General features: G+C 63.4%; 18 protein-coding genes and 1 riboswitch. Of the genes, 8 read left to right on the top strand and 10 right to left on the bottom strand.

What is annotated here, in order from left to right:
- Positions 1-52: 52 nt before the first annotated feature.
- The 5 genes from mrtJ to F8197_RS19305 all read right to left on the bottom strand — a co-directional run bounded on the left by mrtJ (position 53) and on the right by F8197_RS19305 (position 5,208).
- Positions 53-418 carry a JDVT-CTERM system glutamic-type intramembrane protease gene (mrtJ, locus tag F8197_RS19285; RefSeq protein ID WP_373996912.1) on the bottom strand — a complete coding sequence of 122 codons (366 nt, stop codon included), beginning with the start codon at positions 416-418 and terminating at the stop codon, positions 53-55.
- Between the two features lie 82 nt (positions 419-500).
- Positions 501-1,190 carry a GNAT family N-acetyltransferase gene (locus F8197_RS19290; RefSeq protein ID WP_056146720.1) on the bottom strand — a complete coding sequence of 230 codons (690 nt, stop codon included), beginning with the start codon at positions 1,188-1,190 and terminating at the stop codon, positions 501-503.
- Positions 1,191-1,223: 33 nt separating this feature from the next.
- Complete coding sequence (locus F8197_RS19295) at positions 1,224-2,474, bottom strand: multifunctional CCA addition/repair protein (RefSeq protein WP_152883214.1); 1,251 nt, start codon at positions 2,472-2,474, stop codon at positions 1,224-1,226.
- Between the two features lie 2 nt (positions 2,475-2,476).
- Complete coding sequence (locus tag F8197_RS19300) at positions 2,477-3,193, bottom strand: glutathione S-transferase family protein (protein ID WP_152883215.1); 717 nt, start codon at positions 3,191-3,193, stop codon at positions 2,477-2,479.
- A gap of 38 nt (positions 3,194-3,231) precedes the next feature.
- Positions 3,232-5,208 (bottom strand): lytic transglycosylase domain-containing protein, encoded by a 1,977-nt coding sequence (locus F8197_RS19305; RefSeq protein ID WP_152883216.1) that lies wholly within the window; start codon positions 5,206-5,208, stop codon positions 3,232-3,234.
- Positions 5,209-5,261: 53 nt separating this feature from the next.
- Between F8197_RS19305 and F8197_RS19310 the strand changes: the two genes are divergently transcribed.
- Positions 5,262-5,861, top strand: coding sequence for a 5-formyltetrahydrofolate cyclo-ligase (locus tag F8197_RS19310; protein ID WP_152883217.1), 600 nt, complete (start codon positions 5,262-5,264; stop codon positions 5,859-5,861).
- 3 nt (positions 5,862-5,864) lie between these two features.
- Here F8197_RS19310 and metF read toward each other — a convergent pair whose 3' ends face one another.
- The 4 genes from metF to metK all read right to left on the bottom strand — a co-directional run bounded on the left by metF (position 5,865) and on the right by metK (position 9,889).
- Positions 5,865-6,692 (bottom strand): methylenetetrahydrofolate reductase [NAD(P)H], encoded by an 828-nt coding sequence (metF, locus tag F8197_RS19315; protein ID WP_056146711.1) that lies wholly within the window; start codon positions 6,690-6,692, stop codon positions 5,865-5,867.
- The gene (locus F8197_RS19320) at positions 6,685-7,035 is read right to left on the bottom strand and encodes a phage holin family protein (protein WP_026637818.1); all 351 of its coding nucleotides are present in this window, start codon (positions 7,033-7,035) and stop codon (positions 6,685-6,687) included. Before F8197_RS19320 ends, metF begins: the two co-directional genes overlap by 8 nt.
- Before the next feature lie 77 nt (positions 7,036-7,112).
- Entirely contained in the window at positions 7,113-8,540 is a 1,428-nt protein-coding gene (gene ahcY / locus F8197_RS19325; RefSeq protein ID WP_152883218.1) for an adenosylhomocysteinase, read from the bottom strand.
- A gap of 26 nt (positions 8,541-8,566) precedes the next feature.
- A riboswitch (S-adenosyl-L-homocysteine riboswitch) is annotated at positions 8,567-8,633 on the bottom strand.
- Positions 8,634-8,722: 89 nt separating this feature from the next.
- Positions 8,723-9,889 carry a methionine adenosyltransferase gene (gene metK / locus F8197_RS19330; protein ID WP_019924733.1) on the bottom strand — a complete coding sequence of 389 codons (1,167 nt, stop codon included), beginning with the start codon at positions 9,887-9,889 and terminating at the stop codon, positions 8,723-8,725.
- Positions 9,890-10,088: 199 nt separating this feature from the next.
- Between metK and F8197_RS19335 the strand changes: the two genes are divergently transcribed.
- From F8197_RS19335 to dapF, 3 genes are read left to right on the top strand one after another with little or no spacing between them, the layout of a single operon-like run.
- Complete coding sequence (locus F8197_RS19335) at positions 10,089-10,940, top strand: lysophospholipid acyltransferase family protein (protein ID WP_152883219.1); 852 nt, start codon at positions 10,089-10,091, stop codon at positions 10,938-10,940.
- Positions 10,937-11,815 (top strand): lipid A biosynthesis acyltransferase, encoded by an 879-nt coding sequence (locus F8197_RS19340; RefSeq protein ID WP_152883220.1) that lies wholly within the window; start codon positions 10,937-10,939, stop codon positions 11,813-11,815. The genes F8197_RS19335 and F8197_RS19340 overlap by 4 nt, the downstream gene beginning before the upstream one ends.
- 3 nt (positions 11,816-11,818) lie before the next feature.
- Positions 11,819-12,682 carry a diaminopimelate epimerase gene (gene dapF / locus F8197_RS19345; RefSeq protein ID WP_019924729.1) on the top strand — a complete coding sequence of 288 codons (864 nt, stop codon included), beginning with the start codon at positions 11,819-11,821 and terminating at the stop codon, positions 12,680-12,682.
- 216 nt (positions 12,683-12,898) lie between these two features.
- Here dapF and F8197_RS19350 read toward each other — a convergent pair whose 3' ends face one another.
- Positions 12,899-14,308 carry a tetratricopeptide repeat protein gene (locus tag F8197_RS19350; protein ID WP_152883221.1) on the bottom strand — a complete coding sequence of 470 codons (1,410 nt, stop codon included), beginning with the start codon at positions 14,306-14,308 and terminating at the stop codon, positions 12,899-12,901.
- A 407-nt stretch (positions 14,309-14,715) separates the two neighbouring features.
- On the opposite strand from F8197_RS19350, the gene F8197_RS19355 reads away from it, so the two are divergent.
- From F8197_RS19355 to F8197_RS19370, 4 genes are all read left to right on the top strand, one after another.
- Positions 14,716-15,777, top strand: coding sequence for a porin (locus tag F8197_RS19355; RefSeq protein WP_152883222.1), 1,062 nt, complete (start codon positions 14,716-14,718; stop codon positions 15,775-15,777).
- Positions 15,778-15,881: 104 nt separating this feature from the next.
- Complete coding sequence (locus F8197_RS19360) at positions 15,882-16,550, top strand: DUF484 family protein (protein ID WP_019924726.1); 669 nt, start codon at positions 15,882-15,884, stop codon at positions 16,548-16,550.
- Positions 16,551-16,552: 2 nt separating this feature from the next.
- A complete protein-coding gene (locus F8197_RS19365; protein ID WP_227012324.1) occupies positions 16,553-17,632 on the top strand; it encodes a tyrosine recombinase XerC in 1,080 nt (359 codons plus the stop codon).
- Positions 17,633-17,763: 131 nt separating this feature from the next.
- Complete coding sequence (locus tag F8197_RS19370) at positions 17,764-18,816, top strand: GTP-binding protein (RefSeq protein ID WP_152883223.1); 1,053 nt, start codon at positions 17,764-17,766, stop codon at positions 18,814-18,816.
- Positions 18,817-18,938: the final 122 nt, after the last annotated feature.

Genomic DNA, 18,938 nt, shown 5'->3' on the forward strand with positions numbered 1-18,938 from the left:
CCGCCAATCCCGTCCCCATTGTCCCGCCCATGCCTGTTCTCCTGAAGTGAATTTAGATACTGCAAACGGAGATCGCAAAGGCATTCATGCCGCTGTGCGCCAGCGCGCACCAGCGCCAGCTGCGGGTGCGCGCATACAGCATCGCCAGCACCAGTCCCGGCCCCAGCACCGCCAGCGCCACGTGCCAGCCGCTGCCCAGGTGCAGCAGGCTGAAGGCGCCGGCCGACACCAGCACCGGCCACGCCGAAGCCGGCCAGCGCCGCATCAGCCACTCCTGCAGACCGGCACGCACCACGAGTTCTTCGAGCACGGGCGAGAGCAGCAGCAGGCGCAGGAAGTCCCACGCCGACGCGGCGTACAGGTGCGCGCCGCACGCGGCGTCCCAGGTCCAGGGCAGGATCGATGAAATCAGCGACACGGTAAGTGAGAGCCTCGCTGCCAGTTGCGTATCTTGTCGGACCGTTCATTCCGGTCCGGGCAGCAAAGGTTCTAGAAAGGCACTACTTTTTTTTCGGCTTGCGGAACGTGAGGCGCTCCAGCCATTTCAACGCGGCGCGTTTGTTGGCCTTGAAGGTGTAGTCGAGAGTGGCGAATTGTTCGTCGAGCGCTTCCTGCATCACGCTGGAAGGATCGGCCGGCAGCAGCTTGAGGTAGGCGTCGGCCTCGCCGTATTCGCGGTGGATTTCCATGCCCGCCTTTTTGGCGATGTGCATCATGGTCTTGTTGGACGACAGGCAGTGCATGTACAGCGTATCGACATCGTTGTTGCGGCAGTGGATGGCGGCGCGCTCGAACATCTTCGAGCCGACGCCGATGCCGCGCGCGCTGCGGCTGACCGACACGCCGAATTCGGCCACGCGCGCCTTGTCGGTCACTGCGTCCTGCGCGGCGTCGCGCGGGGCGAACGCCAGGTGGCCCACCGCCACCAGCCGGAACACGCGGTTGTACACGCCGAATACGATGTCGCGCGAAAAATCGATGGCGGCGACGTAGCGCTCGATCTGCTCGTCGGGCAGTTCGGTGCCGAAGCGCAGCAGGCGATCGGACGGTTCGAGGTCGAGGAAGTGACGGCGCATGCGGCGCCGGTCGCGCGGGTGCAGCTGCTTGACCGGCACGCGCGGGCGGTATTTGCCGTCGGGGGTTTTGCTGCGCGCGCGCAGCGGGTTCTGGAACAGGTCGATGGGGGCCATCGCTAACCCCGCACCCCGGCGCGGCCGTGCCGGTTACACGGCGGCGTCGTCATCGTCGGCATTGAGCGCGATGTTGACGGCCTTCACCCGCTCCCGATGCACGAATTCAGGGATGCGTTGCGGGTTGTCGAGGCACCTTTGCGCAATTTCGCCCGCGTTCACCGCGCGCGCGGCTGCCATTGCCGTTTCCAGGTACGCCCCTTGCGGGAAAGGCGCATCCTGGTAGCTGGCCGACGGTCCGATGCGCCCGCGCGAATCGCACTCGGTTGCCAGCAACATTTGCGAAAACCGCGCCGGCTTGCGGAACGCGTCGCAGCGTTCCAGCAACTTCACGATCGTGTTGGGCCGCAGTTGCAGTGCGCGGCCCACGTTGCCATGCTCGCGCGCGGTCATTACGGCCAGGTCGCGGCAGTCGGTGGGCACCCGCAGGCGCTTGCACACCTGCTCCACCAGTTTTACGCCGAGTTCCTCGTGGCCGTGGTGCGCCGGCCAGTTGTCGGGCGGCGTCACGCCCTTGCCCAGGTCGTGCATCAGGCAGGCCACGCGCGCAGGCAGCTCCAGGTTGGCGCGGGCGGCGCAGTCGATCACTTGCAGGATGTGGGCGCCGGTGTCGATCTCCGGGTGCCATTTTTCCGGCTGCGGCACGCCCCACAAGACGTCCAGTTCGGGCAGGATGCGCGCCAGTGCGCCGCAGTCGCGCAGCACCTCGAGCATGCGCGACGGCTGCTGCTCCATCAGACCGCGCGACAGTTCCTGCCACACGCGTTCAGCCACCAGCGCATCGACCTCGCCCTGCTCCACCATCTGCCGCATCAGCGCATTGGTTTCGGGCGCCACGCGAAAATCGGGATAGCGCGCGGCAAAGCGCGCCACGCGAAGGATGCGCACCGGGTCTTCGGCAAAGGCGTCGGACACGTGGCGGAAGATGCGCGCGGCGATATCACGCTGGCCGCCGAACGGATCGGTGAGCGTGCCGTCGTCGGCGCGGGCAATCGCATTGATGGTCAGGTCGCGCCGCACCAGGTCTTCTTCCAGCGTCACCTCGGTGGACGTGTGGAAGACAAAACCCTTGTAGCCGGGCGCGGTCTTGCGTTCGGTGCGCGCCAGCGCGTATTCCTCCTGCGTCTTCGGATGCAGGAACACCGGGAAATCCTTGCCCACCGGGCGGTAGCCCTGCGCCACCATGTCATCGGGCGTGGCGCCCACCACCACGTGGTCGTGGTCCTTGACCGGCAGGCCAAGCAACTCGTCGCGCACGGCGCCGCCTACGACATAAATCTTCATCATCAATCCGGCAGCTCGGCGTCGTGCTTGGGCGCCGTTTCGGTTTCAGCCAGCGCTTCGGTCACCCAGCGTGCGACAGCCGGATGGGCCAGCACACGCTGGCAGTAGGCGTCCAGCGCCGGCGCCAGCGAGACGCCATACGTGCGGAAGCGCGCCACCACGGGGGCGAAGTACGCGTCCGCAATCGAGAAGTCGCCAAACAAAAACTGGTGGTGGCCGAAGCGCGACAGGCATTCTTCCCAGATCTCGCTGATGCGGCCGATGTCGGCCTGCGAGCCATTGGTGCGGCCCTTGCCCGGCAGGCTGGCGCTGATATTCATCGGCATGGCGTTGCGCAGGTCGGTGAAACCGCAGTGCATCTCGGCGCAGATCGAGCGGGCCATGGCGCGCGCGGCCACGTCCTGCGGCCACAGGTGCAGTTCGGGGAACTGCTCGGCCAGGTATTCGACGATGGCCAGGCTGTCCCAGATGGTGATCTCGCCGGCCAGCAGCACCGGCACCCGGCCGCAGGCCGAGTAGCTGCAGATGCGGTTGGCGGTGTCAGGCTGGTCGAGCAGGATGCGCACTTCCTGGAACGGGATGCCGAACGCGGCCATCGCCACCCACGGCCGCATCGACCATGACGAATAATTCTTGTTGCCGATGACGAGGGTCAGGCCGGGCGAACGGGCGGCAGCCAAAGCGTTGGACAGGCTGGGATCGAGTTGGGTGGTCTGCATGATGGATTTAATGTATGAATAATCTGGTCGCCGCCGGTTCAGCGGGCGAAGGTCGTTTCCTGCTCTTCCTGCAGGGTGTAGCCCTTGGGCGTGACCACGCCGATGCGCGCCTTGAGCGACTGCGGCCGCCCCTCGAACAGCGCGGCGTAGTAGTTGGCGTTGGACATCACGTTCTTGACGTAGGTGCGCGTCTCGAAAAACGGAATCGACTCGATGAACACGGCCGACTCCATCGGCTTGTCCAGCGACGCGCGCCAGGTGCGCGAGCGTCCCGGGCCGGCGTTGTAGGCGGCGGTGGCCAGCACCTGCGAGCCGTCCATATTCCCGAGCACCATGTTCAGGTAGTTCGTGCCGAGCATGATGTTGGTCTTGACGTCGGAGAGCATGTCCTGCGCGAAGTCGGTCAGGCCCAGTTTTTTCGCCACCCAGCGGCCGGTGGACGGCATCACCTGCATCAGGCCCGACGCGCCCGCGTGCGACTGCGCGTCCATGATGAAGCGCGACTCTTGCCGGATCAGGCCATACACCCAGGCCTTGTCGAGGCCCAGGGTCTTGGTGGCCGGGTGCATGATGTCGTCGTGCGGCGACGGGAAGCGCTGGGTGTAATCGACCAGCACGCGGGTGCGGTCCGACGTGTTGACCATGCGGTCGAGGATGTGGTTCTGGCGCGCGTATTCGGCGGCGGCCAGGTGTTCGCGTTCGCTCAGGCCGCGCAGGCCCCAGTTCCATTCGCGCGTGCCTTCGAAGCGCAGCCGCATGCTGAAGAATTTCAGCGCGCGCTGGAAGTTGGGGTTGGCGGCAATCGGCGCGATTTCAGCGGCGGTGATCGGCGCGCCCGGCGGCGGGATCGACACCAGGCGGCCGGTTTCCTCGCGCGCCAGCTGGCCATAGAAATTGGGCTGGTCGGCAATGCTGTTGAACAGCCGCAGCGCCTCGCCCGACGGCGGGCTGGTATCGCTGCCGTCGGCCATCAGGGCGCGGCCCTTCCAGTAGATCCAGGTGGGATCTTCGCGCAGGATGGCCGGCATGGCATCGATATTCTTGTGCACCTGGCGCCAGTCGCCGTTGCGCAGCGCGATGCGGGTGCTCCACTGGGCCTGGTCGATCGACAGCGGCGCGCCGTCGGCCCGCTTCCAGTAACCGGTGGTGTCGTCCGACAGCGAGTACGACGATTGCAGCGCAATTGCCGCCCAGGCGGCGCGCTGCTCCTGCGCTGTCAGCCTGGACGCGGCCTTGTTGAGCGCCAGCGTGGCCAGCTTGATGCTGGTCTTGGCCAGGCGGCCCACGGCAACGATGAAGATTTCATGTTCGGTGCGCCCGTTACCCGGCCCCTTGGCCACGGCCACTGCGGGCAAATCGATCGCCTGCACGACTTTTTTATCGGGCCCGCCGAGCAGCGCGACGATGCGCCGCGCCTGGCCGGTGGAATTGAACTCGCCGGACAGGCGCAACTGCGTGTAAAGGTCGTCGGCGTCGAACTGGCGGGCCTGGTACAGGGTGCCGATCAGGCCCGCGCACGGCTCGCCGTAGCCGTTGGGGGAAATCAGCAGCGCGCGCGCCTCGCTGGCGACGTTCTGGCCCTTGATCGCGCGCGATTGCAGCGCGTAGCATTTGAGCTGGGTGTCGTCGTTGAGGACGAACAGCGGCAGTTGTTCGTCGAAGGTGGTCCAGTCGCGGGTGCGGCCCAGTTCGAGCAGCCAGTCGTTGCGCAGCCGATCGACGATGGCCTGGCCCTGGTAGCGCTGCATGAAGCCGCGAATTTCCGCCTGCGAAGCATCGCGCAGGCGCGCTTTGAGCCGATAATAGTCGACGTACGACGGAATCGAATAATTGGCCAGGCGCGCGGCGTAGAAATCGACCTTGGACGTCTCGTCCTTGCGCACGGCGTCGCGCATGAGCAGGAAGGCATCGTCCTCGCGCCGGGTTTCAGCGCCGATATCCTCGGATTGGGCAAAGGCGGTGACGGCCACCATGGCGCCCACTGCGCCGGCGATCCATTTCGAAACGGAAATCAATGTGCAACTCTCTATTAGTCTTGAACCTGTCTTGAACCTGAGTAGAACCAACCATGACCAGCGACCCTAGAATACCACGCAGCGAGAACGAAGCAATAGCCCCATCCGCACCGGGCAAGGGAGAATTAAGGCAGCAACTGCTGGCCGCGCGGCGCGCCTTCGATACGGAGTCGCGGGCGCAATGGGACCGGGACATCGGCCGCCAGGTAGTGGCGTGGTGGCACGCGGCGCAACCGGCCACATTGGGCGTGTACTGGCCGCTGCGCGGCGAGCCCGATCTGTCGGCTGCTTACGCGGAGCTGGAACGCCTCGGTGCGCGGCTGCTGCTGCCGGTGGTGGTCGCCCGCGACGCGGCCCTCGAATTTGCCGACTGGCGCATCGGCGAGGCGATGGTCAGGGATGGCATGGGGGTGGCGGTGCCGGCCGATTTGCGGCTGCAAGACTACCCGGCGGCGTTGCTGGTGCCGTGCCTGGGGTTCAATGCGGGGGGATACCGGCTTGGGTATGGCGGAGGGTTTTATGACCGGACGTTGGCAAGGACGCCACGGCCGGTGACGGTGGGAATTGCCTATTCGGCGTTGCAGGTGGGGTTTGACGCGGACTTGCACGATGTGGCGCTGGACCGGATGATCACCGAACCAACGCCACGCTGACAGTTATACCAGCCGCTGCCACAGCGCCGTGGTCGGTGCCGCCTGGTTCATGCTGTAAAAATGCAGCCCCGGTGCGCCGCCAGCCAGCAGGCGCTCGCCCAGCTGCGTCACCACGTCGAGCCCGAACGCCTTGATCGAGGCCGAGTCGTCGCCGAAGCTGGCCAGCTTGAGGCGTACCCAGCGCGGAATCTCGGCGCCGCACATGTCCGAAAAACGCATCAGCTGCGTGTAGTTCAGGATCGGCATGATGCCCGGCACGATCGGCACATCGATGCCCAGCTTGCGGGTTTGCTCGACAAACTGGAAGTACGCGTCCGCATTGTAAAAATACTGGGTGATCGCGGCGTTGGCGCCGGCCTTGATCTTGCGCTCGAACGCCAGCAGGTCGTCCTGCGGCGATTTCGCCTGCGGGTGCACCTCGGGATAGGCTGCCACTTCGATGCGGAACCAGTCGCCGGTTTCCTGGCGGATGAACTCGACCAGCTCGTTGGCGTAGCGGAATTCACCTGCCCCGCCGTAGCCGCTGGGCAGGTCGCCGCGCAACGCCACGATGCGGCGGATGTTATGCGACTTGAACTCGGCCAGGATGGCGCGGATCGACTCGCGCGAACCGCCCACGCACGACAGGTGCGGCGCGGCGTCTTCGCCGGCGGCCAGGATTTCCACCACCGTGTCGAGCGTGCCGCGCTGGGTGCTGCCGCCGGCGCCGAAGGTCACGGAAAAATACTTGGGTTTCAGTTCGGACAGCTTGGCGCGCGTGGCGCGCAGCTTGTCCGCTCCTTCTGCCGTCTTGGGCGGAAAGAATTCAATACTGAAATTATGATTAGCCATCTGCGTTCTTCAAAAGTAAGGTAGACAGGGCCCAGGAAATAATGCTGTACAACAGCGCGCCACCGACAGCCGACATGAAGCTGTCAACGCTAAAGCCGGGCACGAATTGCGCCGCCAGCCAGAACGAAAAGCCATTGATGATGAAGATAAACAGTCCCAGCGACACCACGGTCACGGGCAACGTCAGGATCAGCAGCACGGGGCGGATCAGCGTATTGACCAGGGCCAGTACGAGCGCGGCAAAGAGGGCGGCGCTAATGCTTGTGACATTAACGGAATGCATCAGGTAAGGGATTGCCAGCAGGGCAACCGCATTGATTAGCCAGGTAAGGACCAAACGCATAATATAGATTCTCGCTGCTAAAAGTCGATAAAAAACAGGGCCGGCAAACTCCGCCGACCCTATTCAACCAGCGCTAATTAATAGCGGTAGGTGTCAGGCTTGTAAGGGCCTTCGACGGACACGTTGATGTAGGCCGCTTGCTCCGGGGTCAGCTCGGACAGTTGGGCGTTGAGCTTTTTCAGCTGCAGGCGCGCGACTTTTTCGTCCAGGTGCTTCGGCAGCACGTACACGCCGACCGGGTAGTTGGCGGTGTTGGCAAACAGTTCGATCTGGGCGATGGTCTGGTTCGCAAACGACGAGCTCATCACGTACGACGGGTGGCCGGTACCGCAACCGAGGTTCACCAGGCGGCCTTCGGCCAGCAGGATGATGCGCTTGCCCGACGGGAAGATCACGTGATCGACCTGTGGCTTGATGTTTTCCCAGGTGTATTTCTTCAGCGCAGCAACGTCGATTTCGTTGTCGAAGTGGCCGATGTTGCAGACGATCGCCTGATCCTTCATCTTGAGCATGTGCTCTTCGGTCAAGATGTGATAGTTGCCGGTGCAGGTCACGAAGATGTCGCCGTGTTCGGCGGCATAATCCATGGTCACCACGCGGTAGCCTTCCATCGCGGCTTGCAGCGCGCAGATCGGATCGATCTCGGTCACCCACACTTGCGCCGACAGCGCGCGCATGGCCTGGGCCGAGCCCTTGCCCACGTCGCCGTAACCGGCGATGACAGCCACTTTACCGGCGATCATGACGTCGGTCGCGCGCTTGATGCCATCGACCAGCGATTCGCGGCAACCGTACAGGTTGTCGAACTTCGACTTGGTCACGGAGTCGTTGACGTTGATGGCCGGGAAGGCCAGCTTGCCTTCCTTGTGCATCTGGTACAGGCGGTGCACGCCGGTGGTGGTTTCTTCGGTCACGCCGAGGATTTGCGGCAGGCGTTTCGAGTACCAGGTCGGGTCGATCGCCAGCTTGGCCTTGATGGCATTGAACAGGCAGATTTCTTCTTCCGAGGTCGGGTTGCCGACCACCGAGATGTCCTGCTCGGCGCGCGCGCCAATGTGCAGCAGCAAGGTGGCGTCGCCGCCGTCATCGAGAATCATGTTCGAGTACACCGGGTTGCCGGCGGCATCCGCTGGCCACTCGAAGATGCGGTGGGTGTAATCCCAGTATTCGTCCAGGGTTTCGCCCTTGACGGCAAACACCGGGGTGCCGGCGGCAGCGATGGCGGCAGCGGCATGGTCCTGGGTCGAGTAGATGTTGCACGAAGCCCAACGCACGGTGGCGCCCAGCGCTTCCAGCGTCTGGATCAGCACGGCGGTCTGGATGGTCATGTGCAGCGAACCGGTGATGCGCGCGCCTTTCAACGGCTGGGCAGCGGCGAATTCGTCGCGGATGGCCATCAGGCCCGGCATTTCGGTTTCAGCGATCTTGATTTCCTTGTCGCCCCACGGGGACAGGGAGATATTGGCGACCAGGTAGTCTTGCAGAGGTTTGAGTACGGCGTTCATCACGCCCTCCTTTCAGTTAGAAAAAAGTAACGTGAGCGCGGTTGCAGATTCCGAGCCTGGCGAAAAGGATTCGTCGCAGCGCTCCTCGGAAGGGGCATTCTAGCATCGTTGCGCGCCGGTGACGACGTGCAACGTGCTAAAACATGCAGGGCAGCATCACCACCCTGGCAGAAACGACAAGCTTATTTCAGGCCGGCCGCATCGCGCAGGATCGCCGCCTTGTCGGTGTGCTCCCACGTGAATTCCGGCTCTTCGCGGCCGAAGTGGCCGTACGCGGCGGTCTTGGCGTAGATCGGACGCAGCAGGTCCAGCATCTGCACGATGCCTTTCGGACGCAGGTCGAAATGCTCCATCACCAGCTTGGCGATTTGCTCGTCAGGAATCACGCCCGTGCCTTCGGTGTACACGGTGATGTTGATCGGACGCGCCACGCCGATCGCGTACGACACCTGCACCTGGCACTGGCGCGCCAGGCCGGCAGCGACCACGTTCTTGGCCACGTAGCGGGCGGCATACGCTGCCGAACGGTCCACTTTCGTCGGATCTTTACCGGAGAATGCGCCGCCGCCGTGCGGGCTGGCGCCACCGTAGGTGTCCACGATGATCTTGCGGCCGGTCAGGCCGCAATCGCCTTGCGGACCGCCAATGACGAAGCGACCGGTCGGGTTGACCAGGTACTTGGTGTCAGTCAGCCATTCGCGCGGCAGCACTTGCTTGATGATCTCTTCGATCACCGCTTCTTCGATCTGTTTATGTTGCATTTCCGGCGCGTGCTGGGTGGACAGCACCACGGTGTCCACGGCCACCGGGCGGCCGTTGACGTAACGCAGCGTCACTTGCGACTTGGCGTCCGGGCGCAGCCATGGCAGGCGGCCGTCCTTGCGCAGCTGCGACTGGCGCTCGACCAGGCGGTGAGCGTAGTGGATGGCGGCTGGCATCAGTTCCGGGGTTTCGTCGCAGGCGTAGCCGAACATCAGGCCCTGGTCGCCGGCGCCCTGGTCGAGGTCGATACCTGCGCCTTCGTCCACGCCCTGGGCGATGTCGGGCGACTGCTTGTCATAGGCGACCAGCACGGCGCAACCACGGTAGTCGATACCGAAGTCGGTATTGTCGTAACCAATGCGCTTGATGGTTTCGCGGGCAACTTGAATATAATCCACATTGGCGTGGGTGGTGATTTCACCAGCCAGCACCACCAGACCGGTGTTGCACAGGGTTTCGGCGGCAACGCGCGCTTTCGGATCCTGGGTCAGGATGGCGTCCAGAATCGCATCGGAGATCTGGTCCGCAACTTTGTCGGGGTGGCCTTCCGAGACAGATTCGGAAGTGAAGAGGTAATCATTAGACATCGCAACTCCTGGAAATGGCGGTAAAAATGGTTGTCGCGCACCAACGGGGGTTGCGACGCTTTAGCGATATTTATATCCCGCATCGCAAGTTGTCATTAACTCAGCGGTTCCTACTAACGTGTTATTTTACGCTTTTTTAAAAAAACTTGCTTCTCGTCCAGCAACCAGGCAAGCATAAACACAGGCACACAACACTTTCATGCTCGTACCCATTTTTCGTTTCCTTTCCGTATTTCCCTTGTCCTTCCTGCATGCCGCCGGCAGTGCGCTGGGATGGGTGGTGTACCTGGCATCCCCGTCGTACCGGCGCCGCATGCGCGACAACATGACCCAGGCCGGCTACTCGCAGCACCTGTCGGCCGCCGTGGCCGAAGCCGGTAAAAGCATTATCGAATTGCCCTTCATCTGGTGCGCCGATCCGGCGCGCGTGTCGCGCCACGCCACGCTGGAAAACTGGCAACTCGTGCAAACCGAGCTCGACGCCGGGCGCGGCATCGTGTTCCTCACGCCCCACCTGGGCTGCTTTGAAATCGTGGCCCAGGAAATCGCCCTGCGCACCGAGCTGATGGTGATGTACCGGCCGCCGAAAAAAGAGGCCTTGAAGCCGCTGATCGAAGGCGCGCGCGCGCGCAAGAACCTGCTGCTGGCGCCGGCCAATATGAGCGGCGTGCGCATGCTGGCCAAGTTCCTCAAAAAAGGCCAGCCGATCGGCCTGCTGCCCGACCAGGTGCCGCAGGAAGGCGAAGGCGTATGGGCCACCTTTTTCGGCCGCGACGCCTACAGCATGACCCTGCCCGCCAAGCTGGCGCAGATGGGCAACGCCACCGTGATCGTCACGTACGCCGAGCGTCTGCCGGGTGGAAAGGGCTACGTGATCCACTTCGTGCCGTTTACCGAGTCGCTGGACGGCGACACCGCCAGCCAGGCACAGGCGATCAACACCGCGATGGAGCACCTGATCGCGCGTAATCCCACCCAGTACTACTGGAGCTACAACCGCTACAAGGTGCCCCACGGCATCGATGCGCCACAGACTGGAGAAGCAGCATGAAGTTAGTACTCGGATTGATGTGGCTGCTGCACTGGCTGCCCTTGCCCGTGCTGGGCCGTTTTGGCAAGTTCACCGGCAGCCTGCTGTTTATCTTCCTGCGCGCGCGGCGCGAGATCACGCTGACCAACTTGCGCCTGTGCATGCCTGAGCTGACCGAGGCCGAACGGGTAACGCTGGCGCGCCAGCATTTCCAAGCCTATGCGCGCAGCATCTGGGAGCGCGGCATCCTGTGGTGGGCGTCGGAAGCGCGCCTGAACCGCCTGATCAAAGTAGAACCGGGCCCGGTACCGGTGGCGGAAATGACAGCCAAGCCGACTATTTTGCTGTGCCCGCATTTCGTGTGCCTGGACGTGGCCGGCGCGTCGATCGCGATGGTGGCCAGCGCGTCGTCGATGTACGTGACGCAAAAGAATGCCGCGTTCGACCAGGTGCTGCGCGCCGGCCGCGCCCGGTTCAAGCCGGTGAAATTGTTCACGCGACAGGACGGCATCAAGCCGATCCTGCGCGCGCTGCGCGACAAGCTGCCGTACTTCATGCTGCCGGACATGGACTTCGGCGAGAAGGATGCCGAGTTCGTGCCGTTCTTCGGCATCGACGCGGCGACCCTGACCGCCACCGCGCGCATCGCCGCCACCACCGGCGCCCAGGTGATGCCGGTGATCGCCACGTTCCTGCCGAATTACCAGGGCTGGCGTGTGAAATTCTACCCGGTGTGGGACAATTACCCCGGCCCCGACATGGTGGCCGCCACCCGCCGCATGAACGAATTCATCGAGGAGCGCGTGCGCGAAGCCCCGGCTGAATATTTCTGGACGCACAAGCGCTTCAAGACCCGCCCGAATGGCGAACCATCGTTGTATCCACGTCGTAAATAAACTATGAAACTCAAATTCACCAAAATGCACGGCGCCGGCAACGACTTCGTGGTCATCGACGGCATCAACCAGCACATCGACTTCACCCCGGCGCAATGGCAACTGCTGGGCGACCGCCGCTTCGGCGTGGGCGCCGACCAGATCCTGCTGGTGGAAAAGCCGACGCAACCCGGCTGCGACTTCCGCTACCGCATCTTCAACGCCGACGGCGGCGAAGTCGAGCAATGCGGCAATGGTTCGCGCGCCTTCGTCAAATTCGTGGCGGAAAAAGGCCTGACCGACCAGCGCAGCATCACGGTGGAAACCAAGGCCGGCATCATCGCGCCGCGCCTCGAACTCGATGGCAGCATCACCGTGAACATGGGCGCACCGGTGCTGGAACCGGCCAGGGTACCGTTCGATGCCGAGGGCTTGCAGGGCGAAGCCCAGGCGCAGGACACGCTGTGGCCGCTGCTGCTGGAACTGGGCGGCGCGCGCGAAACCGTGCTGATCTCGGCGGTCTCGATGGGCAACCCGCACGCGGTGCAGATCGTCGATGACGTCGAGACGGCGCCGGTGGAACTGACCGGCCCGCTGATCGAACACCATGTGCGCTTCCCCAACCGCGTCAATGCCGGCTTCATGCAAGTGCTCGACCGCCAGCACGTCAAGCTGCGCGTGTTCGAGCGCGGCGTGGGCGAGACGCTCGCTTGCGGCACCGGCGCCTGCGCGGCCGCAGTGGCCGGTATCCGCCGTGGCGTGCTCGACAGCCCGGTACGGGTCGATGCGCGCGGCGGACAGTTGTCGATCAGCTGGGCTGGCGAGGGTGAGCCAGTGCTGTTGACGGGGCCGGCGGTGACGGTGTTCGAGGGCGAGATCGAGATTTAACTAGCCAGGCTGCCAGCGCTGCGCATGCCTTATGAGCTTCAAGCTGTTGGGCTTCAAGCCGGTGGGTTTCAAGCCAGCGGTTTCAAGTCGATGGGCTTGAAGCCAGCGGTTTCAAGTCGATGGGCTTGAAGCCAGCGGTTTTCAAGTCGATGGGCTTCAAGCCGGCGGGCCTCAAACCGGTGGGTTTCAAGCCGGCGGGTTTCAAGCCGGTGGGTTTCAAGCCGGCGAAGGTTCGTCCGCCAGCGCCGGCAAGCAGGTCTTGAGGCGGTACAAGCGCTGGCGGTAATTCCCTTCCAGGCAGCCATCAAACCGGTCGAACTGCGCCACCACCTGGTCCAGCAGTTGCCGGTCCTGCGCCGTGCGCAGCGCAATCAGGCGGCGCTTGCTGCGTCCGTAACTGGCGCGGATATCGACCACCAGGCAATGGCCGTGATCGGCCTCTTTCACATCAAGTAACAACGCTTCGGCCCGGTTCAAACCGAAGGCACGTGCCAGCATCAGCCGCGCCGCCAGCAACGGCTGGCGCATGGCCAGCGTGTGCAATGCTGCCGGCGCCAGGGCCAGCAGTGCCTGGCCCCACGCGGCCGCACGAGGCGCCGGGGCGATGCGCGCCAACTGCCGCTGCGCCTGCTCGCACCCCTGGGCCGCCGCTTGCTGCAACCAGTACACGGCGCGCACGTCGCTGCCCGCTTCTTGGCGGCGGTGACGCCACGCGTAGAGGCCGCACTCGAGCTGCGCGCCGCGATGGCCCAATTCGGCTGCACGCTCGAGGCAGACCTGCGCCTCGGCCACGCTGCGCTGCGAAAACTCCGGTTTCATGTAGATGCGCGAGAGCGCAAACCAGGCATTAGGATCGCCCTGTTCACCGGCCAGCGTGAGCCAGCGGATCGCGCGCTTGAAGTTGACGGTGGCGATGCCGTCCGGCTGCCGACTGCCATCGCGCTGCAGGCGCGCGAACCACAAACCAAGCGCCAGTTGCGCCGCACGGTCGCCGGCCTGCGCGGCCTGTTCGCGATTTTCTGCGGACGGTTCTCGCGGCGCGGCACCCGGCTCCCGACTCGCTGCACCCTGCTCTCGCTCCGCTGCACCCTGCTCTCGCTGCGCTGCGCTTGCGCCTCGATTCTCTGCACTTTTTTCTCGATTCTCTGCGCCCTGTTTGCAATGCTCCGGCACTGGCTGCCAACTGCCTGCGGCCTGCTCACTACTGCCTGCGACGCACTCACGACCATGCAGCGACGCCAGCCCCTGCAATGCAGACTCGACTGGCGGTGCTTCAAAGCGCGCCTTGTACCGAAAGGCCTCCTGCGTTGTCGCATCGCTCGGCGGCGCCAGTTGCGCCAGCACCAGTCCAGCCTGCTCGATCCCGGCCGCGAAGGCGCGCTCGTACCACGGCAACACTTCGTCCACGCAGTGCCGCGCATGCTCGAACGGCACGTGGCTGCCGATCAGCATCCACGCTTCAGCCTGCTGCTGGCGGGCCGCGCGGTTGAGCCAGTGCAGCGCGGTGGGCATGTTGCGCGGCAGGCTGGCGCCGCCGAACAGGTACAGCTTGCCCAGGGCCAGCTGGCAAGCGGGATCGCCGGCGCGCGCGCCACGGATGACGCCTAGTTCAGCTCGATTGACCATCGTTTAGGCGGGGAAAGATTGATCAGGAACAGAGGGTTGGGAAGTGCGGAGTTGTCGTCCAGTGTAGCGTGCGATCCACGCCACATCCTAGGAAAACCGCGCCACGGCTTGATCTCTCACAAATCGAGCACCCTGCCCGCGCTTGTAGGCTAGAGCTGTTTTAGTGCCCGATTGAAAGGAGTTAGCGTAACCCCTTGCAAAGAAAGCGTACCTGGCGGGCCCACACCCGCGTTTCAAAAAAACCACAAGCAGCTGTCGTTGCGGGGCTTTCAACCAAGACTGGCCTCTTCAATCGACCACTCCCGCGCAATTTTCCCGGCGAGCCTTTAAGGTTCCGAACCAAGGACCTACCAGTACCGATACAGCGGCGGACGCTTGTTCGATCTACTTAAAAAAGGAACCTATCAATGAAAAAATCTCTCGTGGCCCTGGCACTGACCGGCGCGCTCGCTGGCACCTCATGCGGCGTGCATGCGCAATCGTCGGTGTCCATCTACGGCACGCTCGATGCCGGCATTGCCAATCGCAGCGGCCCCAACACGCCCACCGTGGTGGGCAAGCGCGACAACAACAAGCTGGGCTTTCGCGGCGTCGAAGACCTGGGCAGCGGCCTGAAGGCCCTGTTCCAGCTCGAGATCCGCTACGAGCCCGATACTGGCACCATCGAAAGCAACTCCCGTCCACTGTTCCAGGGCCAGTCGCGGGTGGGCTTGCAAGGAGACTTCGGCACGGTGCGTCTCGGCCGTGGCCTGACCGCCTTCCAGGAAACCAGTACCGCGTACGAACCCTGGAGCGGCATGCCCGCCGTGGCCGGTTACCAGACCGACCTGCAAGTGGCCGGTTACACCAGCGATCCGCTCAGCCCGGCCGGCAACTCGCTCAACCGCTTCTCCAACGCCGTGTTCTACAACACGCCGCTGATCGCCGGCATCTTCCAGCTCAACGTCACGGTGGCGTCCAAGGAAGCCAACAACAACCCGGCCATCATCGGCCGGGGCACCGCGCTGGCGCCGCAGTTCCCGGCCAACAGCCAGGCAGCCGTGGTGCCGTACTCGGTCAGCGCCACGGCCACGCAAGGCAAGTTCTCCGCCTACGCCGCCTACGAGCGCAACGCGGTGGACACCACGCTGTGGTCGGTGGGCGGCTGGTTCAAGCCGATCGAGCCGCTCAAGCTGATGGCCACGTACCAGAAGCAGGACCAGCAAGAAAGCGTGTTCATCAATCCTGAAACCAAGGGCTGGGTGTTGGGCGCCAACTACACGCTCGGTGCGGGTCTGATCCGGGCCGGCTATGGCCAGAAACGCCCGGACAACCAGTTCAATGATCCGGGCATCGCCAAAACCCGCCAGTACTCGGTCGGTTACGACTACAACCTGTCGCCGCGTACCTACCTGTATGCGGATGCCACGCGCAAGAAAGCGGTCACCGCGTTCAACTTCGTCAGCGTCGGCATCCACCACAACTTCTGACGGCTGCAGGGGCAAGCACGGACAAGGGCAACCTTGTCCGTCTTTTCTGCCCGTGTCGGGTAGAATGGTCGGCTAGTTCCCACCCCGATTTCGATAGAGCAGCCATGACCGTCCCACTGGATTCCACACTAGTCGCGCAATACCTCACCGAGCATCCGAATTTCTTCGTCGAACACGCCGATTTGCTCGGTGAAATCAAGCTTGCCAGCCCCATGATGGGCCGCACCGTCTCGTTGCAGGAACGGCAAATGGAAGTGATGCGCGAGAAATACAAGACGCTGGAACTGCGCATGAGCAATCTGATGCGCCTGGCGTCGGAAAACGAAGCCATCGCCAACAAGTTCCACCGCTGGACCAAGGTGCTGCTGGAAGCGGAAGATGTGGGTTCCATGCCACACTCGGTGGTCAGCGGCCTGAAATCCGCGTTCGACGTGCCGCAAGTGACCGTGCGCCTGTGGAACACCGCGCCCGACTACGCCGACGAATGGTTCACCAAGGGCGTGACCGAAGATGTGCGCATTTTCGCCAACAGCCTGCTGTCCCCTTACTGCGGCAGCAACAAGGATTTTGAAGCCGTGCGCTGGCTCGATGACTCAGCCAGCGTGGTCTCCACCGTGATCATCCCGCTGCGCAAGACCGGCGACAAGCAGGCTTTCGGTTTGCTGGTGATGGGGTCGGCCGATGCCAACCGCTTTACCTCGCTGATGGCCACCGACTTCCTGGTCCACATGGGCGAAACCAGCAGCACCGCCCTGGCCTGGCTGCTGGCCTGACCATGGCTGGCGCGGGCGCCGGTGTGACCGATGCTGCAAGGGCGGCCAACGCTGCCGGCACGAAGGCAGAGCCCGCTCTTGGCTCACTTGCTGCGGTGCCTGCTGCTGTCGTGCCCGCTGCTAAATCTGCTGCTGGCCCGACAGCGGACCGCGACTGGATCGCCGACTACCTGGCGCACCTGCGCCACGGCCGGCAACTCTCCAACAACACTACCGCCGCCTATGGCCGCGACTTGGTCGAACTGCGTACGCTGGCCGAAGGCCGCGACTGGACCGATATCGATCATTTCCTGGTTCGCCGCCTGACGTCGAAGCTGCATGCGCTCGAGCTCGATCCGCGTTCGATCGCCCGCAAGCTCTCGAGCTGGCGTGGCTTTTTCGACTGGCTCGGTACCCAGACCACCCTCGCCGCCAACCCGGTGCAAGGCGTGCGTGCCCCCAAGCGCGCCAAAACTTTGCCACGGGCGCTGTCGGTGGACGACGCGGTCCAGCTGGTGGCGCCGTCCCATATGCAACTGCGCGCCGCCGGCAGCGATGGCAAAGGCGGCGCAGAACCGGCCGAGCTCTGCAACCGCGCCATGTTCGAGTTGCTGTATTCCAGCGGCTTGCGGGTATCGGAACTGGCCGGCCTCGACGTCACACCCGGCAAGGATGCGCTCGGCTGGGTAGTGCTGGAAAACCGCGAAGTGGTCGTGACCGGCAAGGGCAACAAGCGCCGCGTGGTGCCGGTGGGCAGCGCGGCAATGACCGCGCTGGCGGCCTGGCTGGCGGTGCGCCCTACTCCCAATGACGACAGCGCTGCCTTGTTTTTAAGCACACGCGGCACCCGCGTGTCGCCGCGCGTGATCCAGCAGCGCTTGCAGGCGCACGGCGTGGCCAGCGGCGCGCCGGTGCATGTGCACCCGCACATGTTGCGCCACTCGTTTGCGTCGCACGTATTGCAATCGTCGGGAGACCTGCGGGCGGTGCAGGACATGCTGGGGCATGCCAGCATCAGTTCCACCCAGGTATACACGGCGCTCGACTTCCAGCACCTGGCCGACGTGTATGACAAAGCGCATCCGCGCGCCAAGATCAAATAAGCTGCTGGACGTACTGACGCGCCTCAATCGGACGAAACATGGTTCCGATTAATTTTCCGGCATAATCAGCGATTGCATTTTTGCACTTGATCCCCATCTAGGGGACCCACACAACAGACTGGCGCGCGAATATGATACCTACCACGATCCTGACCGGCTTTCTTGGCGCCGGCAAGACCACGCTGCTCAACCGCATCCTGCAGGAACCGCACGGCATGCGCATAGCCGTGATTGAAAACGAGTTCGGCCAGGAAAACATCGACAACGAAATCCTGGTCCAGGACAGCGGCGAGCAAATCGTCGAAATGAACAACGGCTGCATCTGCTGCACCGTGCGCGGCGACCTGATCGTGGCGCTGTCCAGCCTGGCGCAAAAGCGCGAAGCCGGCGAGCTCACGTTTGATCGCGTGGTGATTGAAACCACCGGCCTGGCCAACCCGGGCCCGGTGGCGCAAACCTTCTTCGTGGACGAAGAAGTAGGCGCTCACTTCATGCTTGACGCCGTGGTGACGGTGGTCGATGCGCGCCACGCGATGGACCAGCTGGACCAGCACGAGGAAGCCCAGCGCCAGGTGGGTTTTGCCGACAAGCTGCTGCTCTCGAAAACCGACCTGGTCACGCCGGAAGAACTGGCCACGCTGACCGCGCGCCTGAAACGCATCAACCCGCGCGCGCCGATCAGCACCGCCGACTTCGGCCGCGCGCCGCTGGCCGAGGTGATGGACCTGAAAGGCTTCAACCTCAACGACAAGCTCGAGCTTGACCCGGATTTCCTGGCCACCGACCAGACCCATGACGACGACCACGTCCATGACGAACATTGCGGCCACAATCATGGTCACCATGATCACGGGCACGAGCATAACCACCATCACGGCCACCACAGCGACGACATCGCCGCGTTTGTCTTCAAAAGTACACGTCCGTTCGACACCGCCAAGCTCGACGAATTCCTTGGCGGGCTGGTCAATGTCTATGGTCCTCGCATGCTGCGCTATAAAGGCGTATTGTTAATGCAGGATGCCGATCGCAAGGTGGTGTTCCAGGGCGTGCACCAGATCATGGGGAGCGACCTCGGCGCAAAATGGGGTGAAAACGAGGTCCGTGGCAGCAAAATGGTATTTATAGGTAAAAATCTGCCAAAAGATATCTTTATTAGCGGATTAGAACAATGTCTGGTATAAACTATCCGGGTTTTGTGGGGATAGCATAAACACCACACCATCTGCAAGCTGGCAAGCCCACTGGCGGATACCGGTGCAGCGCAACGGCCTGGGGCCCTTCTGCTGATCAATTTGAAAACTCT

The sequence above is a fragment of the Duganella sp. FT27W genome, from assembly GCF_009295655.1.
Lineage (GTDB): Bacteria > Pseudomonadota > Gammaproteobacteria > Burkholderiales > Burkholderiaceae_D > Rugamonas > Rugamonas zoogloeoides.

Excerpts from the sequence above, each read along its gene's own strand:
- F8197_RS19310 (WP_152883217.1), top strand. The coding sequence starts at position 5,262 with ATGACCAGCGACCCTAGAATACCACGCAGCGAGAACGAAGCAATAGCC.
- F8197_RS19300 (WP_152883215.1), bottom strand. The coding sequence starts at position 3,193 with ATGCAGACCACCCAACTCGATCCCAGCCTGTCCAACGCTTTGGCTGCC.
- F8197_RS19355 (WP_152883222.1), top strand. The coding sequence starts at position 14,716 with ATGAAAAAATCTCTCGTGGCCCTGGCACTGACCGGCGCGCTCGCTGGC.
- F8197_RS19335 (WP_152883219.1), top strand. The coding sequence starts at position 10,089 with ATGCTCGTACCCATTTTTCGTTTCCTTTCCGTATTTCCCTTGTCCTTC.
- F8197_RS19370 (WP_152883223.1), top strand. The coding sequence starts at position 17,764 with ATGATACCTACCACGATCCTGACCGGCTTTCTTGGCGCCGGCAAGACC.
- F8197_RS19365 (WP_227012324.1), top strand. The coding sequence starts at position 16,553 with ATGGCTGGCGCGGGCGCCGGTGTGACCGATGCTGCAAGGGCGGCCAAC.
- F8197_RS19290 (WP_056146720.1), bottom strand. The coding sequence starts at position 1,190 with ATGGCCCCCATCGACCTGTTCCAGAACCCGCTGCGCGCGCGCAGCAAA.
- F8197_RS19350 (WP_152883221.1), bottom strand. The coding sequence starts at position 14,308 with ATGGTCAATCGAGCTGAACTAGGCGTCATCCGTGGCGCGCGCGCCGGC.
- ahcY (WP_152883218.1), bottom strand. The coding sequence starts at position 8,540 with ATGAACGCCGTACTCAAACCTCTGCAAGACTACCTGGTCGCCAATATC.
- metK (WP_019924733.1), bottom strand. The coding sequence starts at position 9,889 with ATGTCTAATGATTACCTCTTCACTTCCGAATCTGTCTCGGAAGGCCAC.
- F8197_RS19360 (WP_019924726.1), top strand. The coding sequence starts at position 15,882 with ATGACCGTCCCACTGGATTCCACACTAGTCGCGCAATACCTCACCGAG.
- F8197_RS19340 (WP_152883220.1), top strand. The coding sequence starts at position 10,937 with ATGAAGTTAGTACTCGGATTGATGTGGCTGCTGCACTGGCTGCCCTTG.
- F8197_RS19295 (WP_152883214.1), bottom strand. The coding sequence starts at position 2,474 with ATGAAGATTTATGTCGTAGGCGGCGCCGTGCGCGACGAGTTGCTTGGC.
- dapF (WP_019924729.1), top strand. The coding sequence starts at position 11,819 with ATGAAACTCAAATTCACCAAAATGCACGGCGCCGGCAACGACTTCGTG.
- metF (WP_056146711.1), bottom strand. The coding sequence starts at position 6,692 with ATGGCTAATCATAATTTCAGTATTGAATTCTTTCCGCCCAAGACGGCA.
- F8197_RS19320 (WP_026637818.1), bottom strand. The coding sequence starts at position 7,035 with ATGCGTTTGGTCCTTACCTGGCTAATCAATGCGGTTGCCCTGCTGGCA.